The 14,624-nt window shown below is 41.2% G+C and carries 16 protein-coding genes and 1 riboswitch; of the genes, 14 read left to right on the top strand and 2 right to left on the bottom strand.

Features of this window, described 5'->3' with window-relative positions:
- Positions 1 to 993 (bottom strand): permease, encoded by a 993-nt coding sequence (locus IRB79_RS12420; RefSeq protein ID WP_243508735.1) that lies wholly within the window; start codon positions 991 to 993, stop codon positions 1 to 3.
- A gap of 304 nt (positions 994 to 1,297) precedes the next feature.
- Here IRB79_RS12420 and IRB79_RS12425 point away from each other — a divergent pair, with 304 nt between their 5' ends.
- The 4 genes from IRB79_RS12425 (at position 1,298) to IRB79_RS12440 (ending at position 4,205) form a co-directional block, all read left to right on the top strand.
- Positions 1,298 to 2,500: a GTP-binding protein gene (locus tag IRB79_RS12425; protein ID WP_243508737.1), complete on the top strand. Its 1,203-nt coding sequence runs from the start codon at positions 1,298 to 1,300 to the stop codon at positions 2,498 to 2,500.
- The gene (gene rpmG / locus IRB79_RS12430) at positions 2,497 to 2,646 is read left to right on the top strand and encodes a 50S ribosomal protein L33 (protein WP_113883922.1); all 150 of its coding nucleotides are present in this window, start codon (positions 2,497 to 2,499) and stop codon (positions 2,644 to 2,646) included. Before IRB79_RS12425 ends, rpmG begins: the two co-directional genes overlap by 4 nt.
- 350 nt (positions 2,647 to 2,996) lie before the next feature.
- Positions 2,997 to 3,749 (top strand): SDR family oxidoreductase, encoded by a 753-nt coding sequence (locus tag IRB79_RS12435; protein WP_243508739.1) that lies wholly within the window; start codon positions 2,997 to 2,999, stop codon positions 3,747 to 3,749.
- Positions 3,750 to 3,878: 129 nt separating this feature from the next.
- Positions 3,879 to 4,205 (top strand): hypothetical protein, encoded by a 327-nt coding sequence (locus IRB79_RS12440; protein WP_243508741.1) that lies wholly within the window; start codon positions 3,879 to 3,881, stop codon positions 4,203 to 4,205.
- Positions 4,206 to 4,257: 52 nt separating this feature from the next.
- Here the strand turns inward: IRB79_RS12440 and IRB79_RS12445 are convergent, their stop codons facing one another.
- Entirely contained in the window at positions 4,258 to 4,536 is a 279-nt protein-coding gene (locus IRB79_RS12445; protein ID WP_345798935.1) for a phage holin family protein, read from the bottom strand.
- 339 nt (positions 4,537 to 4,875) lie between these two features.
- Here IRB79_RS12445 and IRB79_RS12450 point away from each other — a divergent pair, with 339 nt between their 5' ends.
- The 10 genes from IRB79_RS12450 to IRB79_RS12495 all read left to right on the top strand — a co-directional run bounded on the left by IRB79_RS12450 (position 4,876) and on the right by IRB79_RS12495 (position 14,620).
- On the top strand, positions 4,876 to 5,076 hold the full coding sequence (locus IRB79_RS12450) for a cold-shock protein (protein ID WP_009334826.1): 201 nt from the start codon (positions 4,876 to 4,878) through the stop codon (positions 5,074 to 5,076).
- Between the two features lie 116 nt (positions 5,077 to 5,192).
- A complete protein-coding gene (locus IRB79_RS12455; RefSeq protein ID WP_243508746.1) occupies positions 5,193 to 5,777 on the top strand; it encodes a DUF421 domain-containing protein in 585 nt (194 codons plus the stop codon).
- 160 nt (positions 5,778 to 5,937) lie between these two features.
- A riboswitch (SAM riboswitch) is annotated at positions 5,938 to 6,042 on the top strand.
- An 85-nt stretch (positions 6,043 to 6,127) separates the two neighbouring features.
- Positions 6,128 to 7,408: a Na+/H+ antiporter NhaC family protein gene (locus IRB79_RS12460; protein WP_243508747.1), complete on the top strand. Its 1,281-nt coding sequence runs from the start codon at positions 6,128 to 6,130 to the stop codon at positions 7,406 to 7,408.
- 183 nt (positions 7,409 to 7,591) lie between these two features.
- Positions 7,592 to 8,737 (top strand): exonuclease SbcCD subunit D, encoded by a 1,146-nt coding sequence (locus tag IRB79_RS12465; protein ID WP_243508749.1) that lies wholly within the window; start codon positions 7,592 to 7,594, stop codon positions 8,735 to 8,737.
- Positions 8,734 to 11,868 (top strand): SbcC/MukB-like Walker B domain-containing protein, encoded by a 3,135-nt coding sequence (locus tag IRB79_RS12470; RefSeq protein ID WP_243508751.1) that lies wholly within the window; start codon positions 8,734 to 8,736, stop codon positions 11,866 to 11,868. Before IRB79_RS12465 ends, IRB79_RS12470 begins: the two co-directional genes overlap by 4 nt.
- 65 nt (positions 11,869 to 11,933) lie before the next feature.
- Positions 11,934 to 12,623, top strand: coding sequence for a Dph6-related ATP pyrophosphatase (locus tag IRB79_RS12475; protein ID WP_243508753.1), 690 nt, complete (start codon positions 11,934 to 11,936; stop codon positions 12,621 to 12,623).
- Between the two features lie 21 nt (positions 12,624 to 12,644).
- On the top strand, positions 12,645 to 13,019 hold the full coding sequence (locus tag IRB79_RS12480; protein WP_061791647.1) for an SET domain-containing protein: 375 nt from the start codon (positions 12,645 to 12,647) through the stop codon (positions 13,017 to 13,019).
- Positions 13,020 to 13,087: 68 nt separating this feature from the next.
- Positions 13,088 to 13,819, top strand: a complete 732-nt coding sequence (locus IRB79_RS12485) for a YwaF family protein (RefSeq protein WP_243508755.1) — start codon at positions 13,088 to 13,090, stop codon at positions 13,817 to 13,819.
- The gene (locus IRB79_RS12490) at positions 13,816 to 14,412 is read left to right on the top strand and encodes an acetate and sugar kinases/Hsc70/actin family protein (protein WP_243508758.1); all 597 of its coding nucleotides are present in this window, start codon (positions 13,816 to 13,818) and stop codon (positions 14,410 to 14,412) included. The genes IRB79_RS12485 and IRB79_RS12490 overlap by 4 nt, the downstream gene beginning before the upstream one ends.
- Position 14,413: 1 nt before the next feature.
- Positions 14,414 to 14,620 carry an acetate and sugar kinases/Hsc70/actin family protein gene (locus IRB79_RS12495; RefSeq protein WP_243508760.1) on the top strand — a complete coding sequence of 69 codons (207 nt, stop codon included), beginning with the start codon at positions 14,414 to 14,416 and terminating at the stop codon, positions 14,618 to 14,620.
- Positions 14,621 to 14,624: the final 4 nt, after the last annotated feature.

Genomic DNA, 14,624 nt, shown 5'->3' on the forward strand with positions numbered 1-14,624 from the left:
CTAAATGAAATTCTGTAAAAGAAGCAGCGTGAAAAAGACAACGGAAGCAGTCAGCGCTAATACCCCAAGAACAAACTTCATCCTAAACACACTAAGCATCATAATTGTATTTTTAAAATCGATCATCGGCCCGAAGATCAAAAACCCCAGTACGGAAGACTTAGGAAATATGCTGCTGAATGAAGCACCAATAAAAGCGTCGGCCTCGGAGCATAGTGACAAAACATAGGCGAAGCCCATCATGATAAGCAAGGATACTACCGGATTATCGGCACTTTGCAGAAATGTTTTTGCCGGCATATAGACTTGTACAATGGAAGCTAATAAAGCACCAATAATTAAATATTTGGCCATGTCAAAAAATTCATCGATTGAATGGGTCAGCATCGACCAAATCCTGTCCAGGAAGGAACGATTTTTTTCGCTGCTGTGGGGTAAGTGAATACTTTCCTTCAATTGCCCGGACTTAAAGATGATGCTCACGCTAAAGGCAACTATTATGGCAATTAGGAATCCCAGTCCCATTCGTAAGCCCGCCATTTCAAAATCGTTTCCAAAAGCCATGTATGTAGAAGCAATGACGATGGGATTAATCAGGGGGCCAGTCAGCATAAAACCAATCGCTGCATATACTGGAACACCCTTAGACATAAGCCGGCGGATGATGGGGACAATACCGCATTCACACGCTGGAAAAAGGGCGCCTGCCACACAGCTCATGACAACAGCAGCCGTTCTATTTTTCGGAATCCACCTTTTTATATGGTCTTCTGTAATGAAAATTTGGATAAACCCTGCAATCAGCACACCTATCAGGACAAAAGGCAACGCTTCTATTAGGATGCTGATAAAGATAACATTCAGATTTAACAGAGAAGGGGGAATATCAAAAGATAAACCTAAGCCAGAGCTGAAAGATATGAAATATACCAGAATGGCTATCAAAATTATGCCCGTTATATCAATGATATGGCTGCGAAAAACTCGGTTCATAAGTATCCTCCTGTATTTAAAAATCGTAATGATTTCGTTTTATACTCTATATTAATTTTATGAAAATGTAAATGGGATTATGAGCATTTTGAAAGGATAGGAGAATCGAAGGGTAAAAAAATATAAAGTTTACCCTTGCAATCGAAAGAAAATTTTAATATGATTTAAATCGTAACAATTACGATTTGATAAAAACTCCTCAATATTCTCGAGTTAATACTGTATGTAGCTAATCCCGAAGAGGGAGTACTAATCAACTGTAAATCGGAATGGATACTATTTACGCTGAAAAGGAGAGAAATCTATGAAAAAGAAGATACCCGTCACTGTACTGAGCGGCTATTTAGGTTCAGGAAAGACCACTCTGCTGAACCACATTTTAAATAATCGCGGCAATAAGAAAATTGCAGTGATTGTAAATGATATGAGTGAAGTCAATATTGACGCATCCATGGTAAAAAAAGGCGGTTTTTCAAGGACCGATGAAAAACTCGTTGAGCTTCAAAATGGATGCATCTGCTGTACTTTGAGAGAAGACTTAATGATAGAAGTGGAAAGGCTGATTAACGAAGGGGATATCGAATATATCCTGATTGAATCCTCAGGCATCTCAGAACCTATTCCGGTTGCCCAGACTTTTACTTATATGGATGAAAGTTTAGGAGTTAATCTTTCGGAAAGATGCACGCTTGACACAATGGTAACAGTTGTAGATGCAAATCGTTTTTGGCATGACTTTGCATCAGGAGAAACTCTGCTGGACCGCAAACAGGGCACAGATGAATACGACGCCCGGGAGGTTGTTGACCTATTAATAGACCAGATTGAGTTCGCGAATGTCCTGGTGCTGAACAAACTGGATCTGGTTGATTCGGAAAGTGCTGATGAACTTAAGGCCGTATTAGAAAAGTTAAACCCTGAGGCAAAAATTATTAAAGCCGTAAATTCAGAGGTTGAACCGGAAGAAATCCTTGATACTCGTCTGTTTGATTTTGAAACGTCGAGCCAGGGAGCAGGATGGATCAAAGAGCTGAATGAAGAACATACACCCGAAACTGAGGAATATGGAATTTCCTCCTTTTTATATAGAAGAAAAAGGCCTTTCCATCCAGAAAGATTTATGCAGTGGCTTGAGGGTTTTCCTGCAGATATTGTGAGAGCCAAAGGCTTTTTCTGGCTTGCTTCCCGCCATGACATGGCCGGTCTCCTGTCCCAGGCAGGACCATCCATAACACTGCAAGGTGCTGGGGAATGGATTGCAGCCCTTCCAGAGGTGGAAAGAAACAAAATTTTAAAGGATGAACCAGAACTGCTTGATAGATGGGATAAGGATTTTGGAGACAGAATGACAGAACTTGTATTCATTGGCATGGGTATGAAACAAGAAGAGATTGCATCAAGTCTGGATGGCTGCTTACTAACCGATAAAGAAATGAGTTCAGACTGGTGCATGCTGGCAGACCGGCTGCCAGCTTTTAATTCTAATATGATGGAGGAAGTGAAATGAGAGTGAAAATTACTTTGGCATGCACAGAAACAGGGGATCGCAACTATATTACAACCAAAAATAAACGAAATAATCCTGATAGAATTGAATTAATGAAATACTCTCCAAAACTAAAAAAACACACCCTGCACAGGGAAACAAAATAACATTATCGTTCCCTTTAATGTCTGGCTGAGCACTGACGAAAACTAACAGAGCAATCTGAAAAATTTGTTGCTTTTTCCTGGTCTTGCAGATATGCTCAAAATAGGAGATATACGGAAGGGGAATTGAGATTCTATTATTTGGCAGAACTTGTAATCATTTAAAGCTTAAATAGAACAGCATCTCTTAATATAGGGAGAGGTTTGTCTATTCTTATAAATGATGAAACAAGGAATGCCTGCTGTGGAAACTCAAACCATGAATGGCAGATACCTTGTTGTGTATCTGCCTTTTTATTGGAATCTTTATCTCCAGGCTAGTCGCAGCAGGCCCAAAATGGAGGGAACGCTGAATGGATCAACAGAATAAAACCGCAATTGTTACAGGCGTCAGCAGCCATAAAGGTATTGGTGCTGCTATTTGCCGAAAGCTAGCCAGCCGAAGTTTTAATATTTTTTTTACTTATTGGGATGCTGAACCCCATTGGGAAAGAGAATTCAGCAAGGAAATATCGGCAAGCGGGGTTGCATGCAAAGGTCTTGAAGCAGACTTATCGGATGTTCAATCAGCAGAAAAGGTGCTGGGATCCGTTGCCTTTACAGTTGGAAAGCCGATGGTCCTCGTTAATAATGCAGCACATTCAACTAGAGATGGTTATCTTAATCTTAACGCAATAACTCTTGACGCACACTATGCGGTTAATATGAGAGCCGTATTTCTTCTTTGTACAGAATTCTCCAAAAGATTTCCGGATTGGAAGTTGCCTTACGGACGAATCATTAATATGACTTCCGGACAAGAGCTGGGACCAATGCCCGGTGAATTGGCATATGCTTCTACTAAAGCAGCCATAACGGCATTTACCAGATCTCTGTCAACAGAAATTGCTCATTTAGGAATAACCGTCAATGCGATTAATCCTGGTCCCACCGACTCTACATGGATGAATGAGGAGATAAGAAATCACCTTTCGCCTAAATTTCCAGCCGGCAGAATCGGCCAGCCTGAAGACGCAGCTAATCTGGCAGCATTTCTGGCAAGTGAAGATTCAAAGTGGATAACAGGGCAGGTGATTCATTCCGAGGGAGGATTCATTCGCGGTTAAACTAAAGGCAAGTGACATTTATTTAACAAATCTCAGCTATTTATATCATTTTCGATACAAAATACCCAAAAGGGTTTATGGATCTCCTCCAAATGTGTATAAATAGAAGTTAGTAGAGGGGAGAGACCTATGTTAAATTTATTAAATGACCCTGATTTTGTGCAAAAGTGTGAAATTGCTTCCCCGCTTGAAATGGTTGAACATTTAACAGGCGGCAATATTAGAGGATTGGAAAAAATCGCTTTGGGTACGCTTGCAAGCAGAAAACAGCTGCCGCCAAATGTCGTGAATGTCCTGATTGTTTATTTTTTCAGCACATTTGCCAATAAAGTATATGACCGAAATGATCTTGCCAGGCTTTATGATTACTGGGCATCGAATCATGTATACAGTTTTGCAAAAGCACAGGAAATGACAGCCGAAGATATTGAAAAAGTCCTGGCCGGCTTAAAATAATAGAGTAAATAAAAAGTTCAGCCCAAGTGGGATGAACTTTTTTTGATATAACCTATTTCTTTTTATTGCTGTATGCACCTTCTATTGTCTGTTTCATCATTTGATGTCCGAGCACTGCAACACCTGCCGCAACAATTCCGTTAAGGAGCCCTTCAATAGAAAACCCAAATGCAAGGCTGCCTGCGGAAACCGAAATGATCACAAGAATCCATACGATGGACCAATCAGGGACTTTTGGTGTCTGTTTCAATGCATACCCAATTACCCACAAAGCCGGAACCAGCATGTAATAATTCTGGTTTAAAAAATCAAATAAGTTCAATGCACTCACCTCCTGATATTGTTTTCTATATTTTATGTAAGCCTCTTATAATTGGTTTGTCTGCTTGTCTCTAAAAAGGAGAAACTATCTTTAATAGACATACACATAATTGGAAGCGGATAAATGGCGAAATAGTTTGAAAATTACCTTCCGCAGACGGCCAGGATAGTTGACATTCCTTCCTATAAGTGCTAAATTTGAATCAGCCGTTATGCATCGTGTTATATTTTGCTAGCTGCTTTTTCAACCGTTAGGCAATGGTCTGGATGAGTAATGAACGTAAAGTTATAAGCGTGTATATGGTGAATTTACACATGGCTTTTTCTAGCCAATAGGAGGATTTTTTTCATGAAAAACGGTAAAGTAAAATGGTTCAATGCTGAAAAAGGTTTCGGATTCATCGAAGGTGAAGACGGAAACGACGTATTCGTACATTACTCTGCTATCCAATCTGAAGGTTTCAAATCTTTAGAAGAAGGCCAAGAAGTTTCTTTCGAAGTTGTTGAAGGTGCACGCGGACCTCAAGCAGCTAACGTAACTAAATTATAATCGACAGACCCATACAAAAACAGTCTGGCCATTAGGTCAGGCTGTTTTATTTTGCGCCAATTTGAATATTCCTCCATCAATTCCGCACCCTATTAGAAAAAGGAAGGTGAATCCAGATGAATTTTGCCTGGCAATCAGTGATTCTGGTTTTCGCAGGAGTTTTGCTTTTACGAGTTGCCGGTAGGAAATCTATTTCACAAATGACACTGGCACAAACGGTAGTCATGATTTCCATTGGTTCTATCATCATTCAGCCAATCATAGAGACAAGTGTATGGAAAACCATCGTGGCTGCAGGTATTTTTGTTGGATCATTAATACTGATGGAATACTTGCAGGTGAGATTTAATTTTGTTGAAAAATTTATTACAGGCAAATCCAAAATTGTGATTGAGAATGGGAAACTTAAAACAGCAAATATGAGGAAATTGCGCTTTACTGCTGATCAGCTGGAAATGAGGCTCAGAACCAGCGGAATTACAAAAATTTCAGATGTCAAAATTGCTACCCTTGAACCAAATGGACAGCTTGGGTATGAGTTAATGAATGATGCGAAGCCTTTGACTGTTGGAGAATTTAAAAGGCTGATGGGAGAAATGATTTTGCAGTCACCCGTTCAGCCTGCACCTCAAGCATCAGATGATATTTTTCAGGAGTTGAAAAGGGGGCATTCCCCACCAAATTCCAAAGATCTGCACTAGTTTTAAGCCGCATTGCGGCTTTTTTTAATTCCAACCTCCATCTTTCCCCCTGTAAAGTATTATTCAGATTCTAAATTCACTACAAAAAAGTGCTTGAAGTTTCGCGAATTTCCTGTATAATTTTCAAACGTGAGTTATTTCAGAATAATTTCATACCATTCGCTTATCAAGAGAGACGGAGGGACTGGCCCGGAGATGTCTCGGCAGCGGGCTCTATAGAGCGCTGTGCCAAATCCAGCAAGCACAGAAGCTTGGCAGATAAGAAGAGAACGATTGATAGATCAAGATCTCTTCTTGCTTGAAGAGGTCTTTTTATTTTACTGGGAAAATCATTAGGAGAGGAGAATTTTATGAAAAAAAGGGGCAATCCCTGGGCTTTATTGCCGCTACCCGCTTTCCTTCTTATTTTTATTGGAAGCGGCATAGCAACAGGAGATTTTAATAGAATTCCAATCATTGTCATTGTATCTGCTGCAGCCGGAATTGCACTGGCAATGAACAGAAAAAAGCCATTCATGGAAAAAGTAGAGATATTCACTAAAGGGGCCGGACATCCTGATATCATATTAATGTCTATCATTTTTATCCTGGCAGGGGCCTTTTCTGGTACGGCTAAAGGAATGGGTGCGGTTGATTCCACTGTGAACCTTGCACTCTCTTTTATCCCACAGAATCTGCTGATGGTCGGAATTTTTATCATTGCATGCTTTATTTCATTATCGATGGGAACATCCATGGGAACAGTTGTGGCTCTTGCTCCAATTGGTGTAGCCCTTTCTGCAGAGACAGATATATCTGTAGCATTGGCCATGGCAGCAATAATAGGCGGTGCCATGTTTGGGGATAATCTTTCCGTCATTTCTGATACGACCATTGCAGCGGTTAGGACTCAAGGAACGAGGATGACCGATAAATTCCGTGTGAATTTCTTAATCGTCCTGCCTGCTGCATTGCTTACAGCTTTGATTCTTGGGATTTTAACAGCAGGTCAGGAAAGCGTGGTAACCAGCGGGGATTATAGCTTTTTGAAAGTAATTCCCTATCTGGGAGTATTGGCTGCAGCTTTACTTGGCATGAATGTCATTCTTGTGCTTAGCGGGGGTATCCTGCTTGCAGGCCTGATCGGAATCACAGACGGCAGCTATACTTTTGTATCATTCCTGCAGATGATTGCTGAGGGAATGGCTGGCATGCAGACTCTTGCGATAATTGCCATCCTCATTGGCGGATTGGTTGAGATCATCCGATTTAATGGCGGAATCGATTACTTGCTTCACATGGCTACAAGCAAAATAAAATCCCGCAGGGGAGCTGAATTTGGTATTGCGTCACTTGTCTCCCTGATAAATTTATCTACAGCTAATAACACAATTGCCATCATTATTGCAGGTCCGCTTGCCAAAAAAATTGCGGATCAATATGAGATTGACCCGCGTAAATCAGCAAGTATTCTTGATATATTTGCCTGTTTTGTACAAGGGACTATCCCATATGGGGCACAGATGCTCGCTGCTTCCGGGCTTGCTGCGATTTCGCCGGTGAGCATTATGGCATATTCCATTTATCCGATATTAATTGGCATTTGCGGTATTATTGCCATTTTAATCAACTTCCCAAAGCTAAAAAAATAATAGATGAAAGAGCCTATGTTGGGCTCTTTTTTCTTTTCGAACAATGCTATGTTCTGGGAAAAATTTCTGGTATAATTAGAACGAATGTTCTGCTGAATTTTGCTGAGCCACTGCCGTTTTTTGATTTGGTATAATGGTAACATTGCAGAAAGAATCTCAGGCAAGGAAAAGAGGGTGTTAGATATGAAATTTATCCATACCGCTGATTGGCATTTGGGCAAGCTGGTCCATGGTGTATATATGACCGAAGATCAGCGTCATTTTTTGCATCAATTTATTGATGTGGTAGAGGAAGAAAAGCCGGATGCAGTCGTCATTGCAGGAGACTTATATGACCGGTCCGTACCTCCGACTGATGCTGTTGAATTGCTGAATGAAATTCTCTTTAAAATAAATGTAGAGCTCAATATACCTGTGGTAGCCATAGGCGGAAACCATGACAGCGCTGAAAGGCTTTCCTTTGGAAGCTCCTGGTATAAACAAAGCAAATTCTACTTGTCTGGAAAACTGGTAAATGATTTTAAGCCAATACATATCAATGGTGTGAACTTTTATCTGGTTCCTTATGCTGAACCCGGAATGGTCAGGCATTTGCTTGATGATGACCGGGTGCACTCCCATGATGATGCAATGAAGGCAATTGTGAGCAGAATTGAAGAGTACCTGAACCCAAATGAACCGAATGTTCTTGTCGGACATGCTTTTGTTCTGGGCGGTGCTACCAGTGATTCGGAGAGGACCCTCTCTGTCGGAGGATCAGGCTGTGTCCATTCAAGCTGCTTTGATCCTTTCTCCTATGCGGCACTTGGACATTTGCATAGTCCTGATGCCATAAAGCATGACAAGATCCGCTATTCAGGCTCCCTATTAAAATATTCTTTTTCCGAAGCTAAACAGGAGAAATCCATTTCTATTATAGAAATGAAGGAAAATGGCGAATTTGACTTGCGTACCCGTTCACTTAAGCCCCAAAAAGACTTGAGAGAGATCGAAGGGCATCTGGATGAACTGATGGATCCAGCCTTCTATGAAAAACAGAATCTTGATGACTATCTGAAAATCACCCTTTTTGATGAAGGCGCTTTGCTTGATCCAATTAATAAGCTGAGACAGGTCTATCCGAATGTTCTTCACCTTGAAAGAAAGCTAGCCGTTGCAGATATGAAGAAAAAAAGCTCCTTCATATCAATGAAGGAAGAGAAAAAGTCGGAGCTTGATCTGTTTAAACAATTCTATGAACAAATGACCACTTCCAAATTTACGGAAGATAAACAGCGGGTTATGACCGATGTGATCGAAAAAGTGCTGAGGGAGGAGGTGCTGAAATGAAGCCATTAAGATTAACTATGCAGGCGTTCGGCCCATATGCAGACAGTGAGAGCATTGATTTTACCGAACTTGGAAATCGGACGATGTTTGTCATCTCCGGAAAGACGGGTTCAGGCAAAACCACTATTTTTGACGGCATCAGCTATGCGATTTATGGAAAGGCAAGCGGGGAGGATCGGAATGGCCCTGAACTTCGAAGCCAGTTTGCGAAAAATAATACACTAACCGAAATTTCCCTCGAATTCATTTTAAGAAATAAAAGGTATTACATTACAAGGTCTCCTCAGCAGGAAAAGAAAAAAGAGCGCGGCGATGGCACGACGACAGTGAGCGCCAAAGCAGAACTGTATATGTATGGTGAAAATGGAGAGCAAAGGCTCCTGGCTTCAAATGTCAGGGATGTTGATGAAAAGATAAAAGAAATCATGATCATCGACAGCAATCAGTTTAGGCAAATTCTGATGATCCCCCAGGGAGAGTTCCGAAAGCTCCTAACTTCTGAGAGCAAGGATAAGGAAATCATTCTTCAGCGGCTATTCCATACACAAATATACAAGCGCATAGAAGAAAAATTAAAAGAAGATGCAACTGAATTAAAAAGAACGGTGGAAGAACAGATAAAACTGAGAGATCAGTATTTTAATCAGGTGCAGGCTTTATACAGCGCGGAGCTGAAATCTTACCTCGAAGCAGGAAGTGTCAATGACACCCTGCTCCTGCGGCTTCTTGCAGAGGAAATTAAGGAGATGGCGGATGGCCTTGATGAAATGACAGAAGCAGGCAAGAAAAAGAAGGAACAGAGAGATCAACTTCAGCAAAAGCTCTATGAAGCTGAAATGGTGCTCAAACAGCTGAAGACGAAAGAAGAGTTAAAGCTAAGGAAAGAAGAACTGGAAGGGCAAAGAGACAGATTCGCCGGCAAAGAGAATGCCATAGCTCTTGCCCAGAAAGCAGCCCTGCTCAATCAGCAGGAGCAGCTCTGTCATGAACTGAAGAAAGATCTGGATGCGGCAAATGCCGATCTTAATGAGCTTCAGAAAAATATTGGCACTCTTGAAACTCTCCTAAAAGAAAAACAAGATAAATGGGAATCGGAAAAGAACCGCGAGGAAGAAAGAAAACAGGGTGCCGAACAGGTTAATCACCTGCAAAGTATGAAAGAGGACATTCTCTCTTATGCAAAAGTGGAAAAGCTGGTCCGTTCTCTTGAAAAAAATCTTGAAAACCTCCAGCTTCAAAAAAGACAGAAAGATGAAGCCCATCAAAAAGCTGATCTGCAAATAAAAACACTGGCTGAAGAAAAGCAGGACATTGAAAAGAGTAAGCTTGCACAGATTGAGAATGAACGAAACCTGGAGAAACTGACAGACGAAATAGAACGGCTTCATAGATATGAAGAGCTGCATAAAGAGCATCAATTATTAATGAATGCCTGCAGCAATAAGAAAAATTATTTTAAAAAGACTTCATACAGGCTGAAGGATGCCAAACTGCTTGTGGAGGAACTGGAGGGCAAGTGGCTTCATGGACAGGCATCAATCTTAGCAGACAGGCTTCAAAACGGGGAGGCATGCCCAGTCTGCGGCTCAGACCACCATCCAAATCCGGCTGTATCGCCACATGATATTCCGGATGAAAAAGACCTGAAGGAAGCAAAGAAACAGGAAGCTCAAATTGAAGCTGAGAAAGCAAAAGCTGAGTCGGCATTTTATGAAGCCCAGTCCCGCATGAATTCCAGCGAGAGTGGATTGGCTGAAATAACAGCCCAAATACAAAAACACCGTACTGATTTTAAACAGGAAAGTTTGCTTGTGCTGAAAAATACTCTTGCCGATCAAAAAAAGGATCTTCTGACACGTCATGCTGAACTGAAGAAGAAATCTTCAAGGCTGGAAAACTGTACTGCTGAGTTAGAAAAAACACAGCAGATGAAAGAAGCTCTAGCTGCAGAAATTGACCGGCTGCAAGACCAAATAAATGACGCAGCCATTATGCATGCGGAAAAGAAAAGCAACTTGGTGAGGATGACGGACGCAATTCCTGAAAACCTGAGGTCTATTGAAGCTTATGAGTCAAGTTTGAAAAATGCGGCTGAAAAACTTGAAATTATGCAAAGACAGCTGGAAACAGCCCAGCAGAATTATCAAGATGCAAAGTCGGCCCATATGGCAGAACAGGCAAAGCTGGAGACACTTCAAAAGCAGGCTGTTAAAATCGAGGAAAAGCTTGCAGCCGAAAGACGGAATTTTGTGCAGCGTATGAAAGACCAGGGTTTTGAGGTCTATGGTGAATACCGGGATGCAAAAAAAACAGAAGATCAAATCAGGCAGCTTGAAGGTGAAGTAAGGGAATATCGGGAAGAAGTCCGTTCTGTACATGATCGATACGATGAGCTGATGCAGCTCTTAGAGGGGATTGAAAAACCTGATCTGGAAAGCTTGCAGGTATCATTACAAGAAACTGATGAACAATTGAAACTGCTGCAGGATCAATATACAAATCTGTTTATGAAGAAGAAGCAAAACGAAGAAACGATGCAAAAAATTACAGAAATAAATGAAAATATGAAATCCCTTGAAGAAAGGTACAAAGTAATCGGGCATTTGTATGAAATTTCAAAAGGGCAGAACACATACCGAATTACTTTTGAACGATTTGTCCTGGCGGCATTTTTAGATGATATACTGAGGGAAGCCAACGGACGTTTATCGAAGATGACCAGCGGAAGATATATGCTGCTTCGAAAAACAGACCGGTCAAAGGGCAACGCACAAAGCGGCCTGGAATTGCTTGTGTTCGATCAATACACTGGACAGGAAAGGCATGTGAAAACTTTATCTGGCGGAGAAAGCTTTAAAGCCGCGCTCGCACTTGCTCTTGGTCTTGCAGATGTGGTGCAGCAATACGCAGGAGGCGTTTCCCTTGAGACGATGTTCATTGATGAAGGATTTGGGACACTTGATCCCGAATCATTAGATCAGGCAATAGAGGCATTGATCGAAATTCAGAGCAGCGGAAGGCTTGTAGGCATTATCTCTCATGTTCCTGAGCTGAAGGAAAGAATTGATGCCCGTCTGGAAGTAACTGCAAGCCAGACAGGAAGCCGTACACAGTTTCAATTTTTAAATTAGGATTCAGGGGAAAAAGGATAGACCTTCTATCCTTTTTCCCATACTATTAAAGTTGGTGATGACTGTTGAGAAAGAAAGTCGTTTTATCATGGAGCGGAGGCAAAGACAGCTGCCTGGCTCTTGATGTGCTGATAAAACAGGGGTTTGAGGTTGCATGCCTTCTGACAACGGTTCCGCAGGAGATTGGCAGAACCTTCGGGCATGGTGAAAAAAAGGAATTAATTCAGCTTCAGGCAAAAAGCTTATCCATACCTGCAGAGTTTATTTATTGTACTTTTGAAGATTACTCGGAGCGTTTCGTGAGTGATTTAGGAAAAATAAAAGATAATTATGGGATTACAGGCATTGCATATGGGGATCTTTACTTGGATGGACACCGCGAATGGGGAGAAAAAACTGCAGCTGAGGCAGGATTGGATGCGGTATATCCTCTATGGATGGAGGAGAAAGAAAGTCTTAAGGCTTTAAAGGCTTTTGTGGAATCAGGCTATAAAGCCAAAGTCATACGTGTCCGGGAAGAGGTATTGGACAGCTCCTGGCTGGGCAAAGAACTTAATCATGACTTTTTAAGCAAAATTGAAGCTGAACCTGTTTGCCCGATGGGTGAATCAGGTGAATATCATACATTTGTTTATGATGGTCCGCTATTTTCTAATAGCATCCAGCTGGACTCTCCTGAAATTATTCAGCTTGAAACCACAAAGAAATTGGAATTTGGTGAGTTTAGGCTCGTTGAAAAAAAAAAACGTCATTGACGAGAATGTGCAGGTAACGAAATGATTGAAATTAAGACATCAGCAGTAAGCGATGGCGAACATAACAGAGGAGTCTTTGCTACTCGCGATATTAAGAAGGGTGAACTGATTCATGAGGCTCCGGTCCTTCCTTATCCAAATAAGGAGCATCAGCATATTGAAAAAACGGCACTGGCAGATTATGCATTTGAATACGGGAAAAATCACAGTGCCATTTTATTAGGCTATGGGATGCTTTTTAACCATTCCTACAAGCCCAATGCAGTATATGATATCAATTTTGACAATCATACCTTTGACTTTTTCGCCTATAGAGACATTAAAGCAGGTGAAGAGGTTCTGATTAATTATAATGGGGAAGCTGATAATGATGATCCCCTTTGGTTTAATAAATAATTTTATTGGAGACTAGACTTTCTTGGCCCGGAGAGTTATAGTCTCCAGCCCAGAAGGGAGAGAATTTTTTGTCCGGAGTATTTTCTCATGATTATAAAGCTTTCCCTTTTTTGGTTTTTTCCGCCCCTCATATTGCCATGATTGTGTTATTTGCAGCGGCAGCCGTGCTTTTATTCATATTCAGAAAAGTGCTATACCGGCTTGATCAAAAATTCAGGCTGTATATGTTTCTATTGCTTTTTACATTGGAACTGCTTTACCATCTCTGGCTTTATCTTGGCGGGAAATGGGAAATTTCCTTCACTCTGCCGCTTCAGCTTTGCTCCATAAGCTTAGTTCTTTGCTTGTTATTATTAGCATCGAAATCTAAGGCCGTCTTCCAGATTGTCTATTTCATAGGCGTTACGGGGGCATTAATGGCCATCCTGACTCCTGAGCTGTTTTTAGGCTTTCCTCATTTTCGTTATTTTCAATTTTTTATTACTCATAATATAATCGTTTGGACTTGCCTTTATTTCGTGTTTGTTCATCAATTCAAGCCCACAGGGAAGGGGCTGTTCCAATCTTTTATCTTCCTGAATCTCTGTGCAGCGGCGGCATTTTTCGCAAACAAGCTAACAGGAGGAAACTATATGTTCCTGTCCCGTAAGCCGGAGAATACTTCTTTATTAGATTACTTCGGACCTTACCCTTATTACATAATAACACTGGAAATAGCGGCATTATTCCTGTTTTCATTACTGTTGCTGCCATTTAAAATGATTGGCAAAAATAAAGCTGGAAAGGCGGAATCTGCTTGAAACCTGCAAAAATAGGAATTGATGCTGGAGGTTCTCTGCTGAAAATGGCATTTGAAGAACATGGTCAAATCCATTACAAAAGCTATTCGATTGATGAGCTGTATAGTTCTATGAATTGGCTGAAGATGACTGCTCCTGATGCGCCAATTGCTTTGACAGGCGGGAAGGCTGAATACCTTCAAAAAGAGTTTTTTCAGAATGCCCGTATTATTCCTGAATTTGAGTCTTCCAGTATAGGTGCATCCTATTTGATGAAGCAAGATGGAATATCCTATGAAAATTTTCTCTTAATAAATATAGGCACAGGAACTTCGATTTGCCTAAAGAAGGAAAGGGACATTTCACGGTTGTCCGGGAGCGGCGTCGGCGGGGGCACTTTGATGGGATTGGGGAGATTGCTGACTGGTGAAAAAGATTTTTCCAAGCTCGTTTCACTGGCTGGCAGCGGGAAAGCGGAGAATGCAGATTTAATGGTCAAAGATATTTATTCACCATTCGATTCACCGTTAGATGGAAGCCTGACTGCAAGCAATTTTGGGAAAATTAAAGATGATCAAGTAAGCAAGGAAGACAAAGCTGCCAAGTTTAACTAACATGATTGCAGAAACGATTGTACTCCTAAGTACTCAGGCAGCAGTTCAGCACCAAATTGACGACATTATTTATATAGGAAGCACACTTCGGCATAATGCCCCGTTAAAGCACCTTTTAGAGAAGTATACCGCCATGCTTGGCAAGAAACCTCTCTTTATTCAAAATGGGGAGTCTTGTGGAGTATTAGGTGCGCTGCTGTCCTTATAAAACC

The sequence above is a fragment of the Cytobacillus oceanisediminis genome, assembly GCF_022811925.1.
GTDB classification, from domain to species: domain Bacteria; phylum Bacillota; class Bacilli; order Bacillales; family Cytobacillaceae; genus Cytobacillus; species Cytobacillus oceanisediminis_D.

Coding starts and splice junctions, on each gene's coding strand:
- IRB79_RS12455 (WP_243508746.1), top strand. CDS start 5,193: ATGAATTTTGCCTGGCAATCAGTGATTCTGGTTTTCGCAGGAGTTTTG.
- rpmG (WP_113883922.1), top strand. CDS start 2,497: ATGAGAGTGAAAATTACTTTGGCATGCACAGAAACAGGGGATCGCAAC.
- IRB79_RS12465 (WP_243508749.1), top strand. CDS start 7,592: ATGAAATTTATCCATACCGCTGATTGGCATTTGGGCAAGCTGGTCCAT.
- IRB79_RS12495 (WP_243508760.1), top strand. CDS start 14,414: ATGATTGCAGAAACGATTGTACTCCTAAGTACTCAGGCAGCAGTTCAG.
- IRB79_RS12470 (WP_243508751.1), top strand. CDS start 8,734: ATGAAGCCATTAAGATTAACTATGCAGGCGTTCGGCCCATATGCAGAC.
- IRB79_RS12425 (WP_243508737.1), top strand. CDS start 1,298: ATGAAAAAGAAGATACCCGTCACTGTACTGAGCGGCTATTTAGGTTCA.
- IRB79_RS12435 (WP_243508739.1), top strand. CDS start 2,997: ATGGATCAACAGAATAAAACCGCAATTGTTACAGGCGTCAGCAGCCAT.
- IRB79_RS12440 (WP_243508741.1), top strand. CDS start 3,879: ATGTTAAATTTATTAAATGACCCTGATTTTGTGCAAAAGTGTGAAATT.
- IRB79_RS12460 (WP_243508747.1), top strand. CDS start 6,128: ATGAAAAAAAGGGGCAATCCCTGGGCTTTATTGCCGCTACCCGCTTTC.
- IRB79_RS12420 (WP_243508735.1), bottom strand. CDS start 993: ATGAACCGAGTTTTTCGCAGCCATATCATTGATATAACGGGCATAATT.
- IRB79_RS12480 (WP_061791647.1), top strand. CDS start 12,645: ATGATTGAAATTAAGACATCAGCAGTAAGCGATGGCGAACATAACAGA.
- IRB79_RS12450 (WP_009334826.1), top strand. CDS start 4,876: ATGAAAAACGGTAAAGTAAAATGGTTCAATGCTGAAAAAGGTTTCGGA.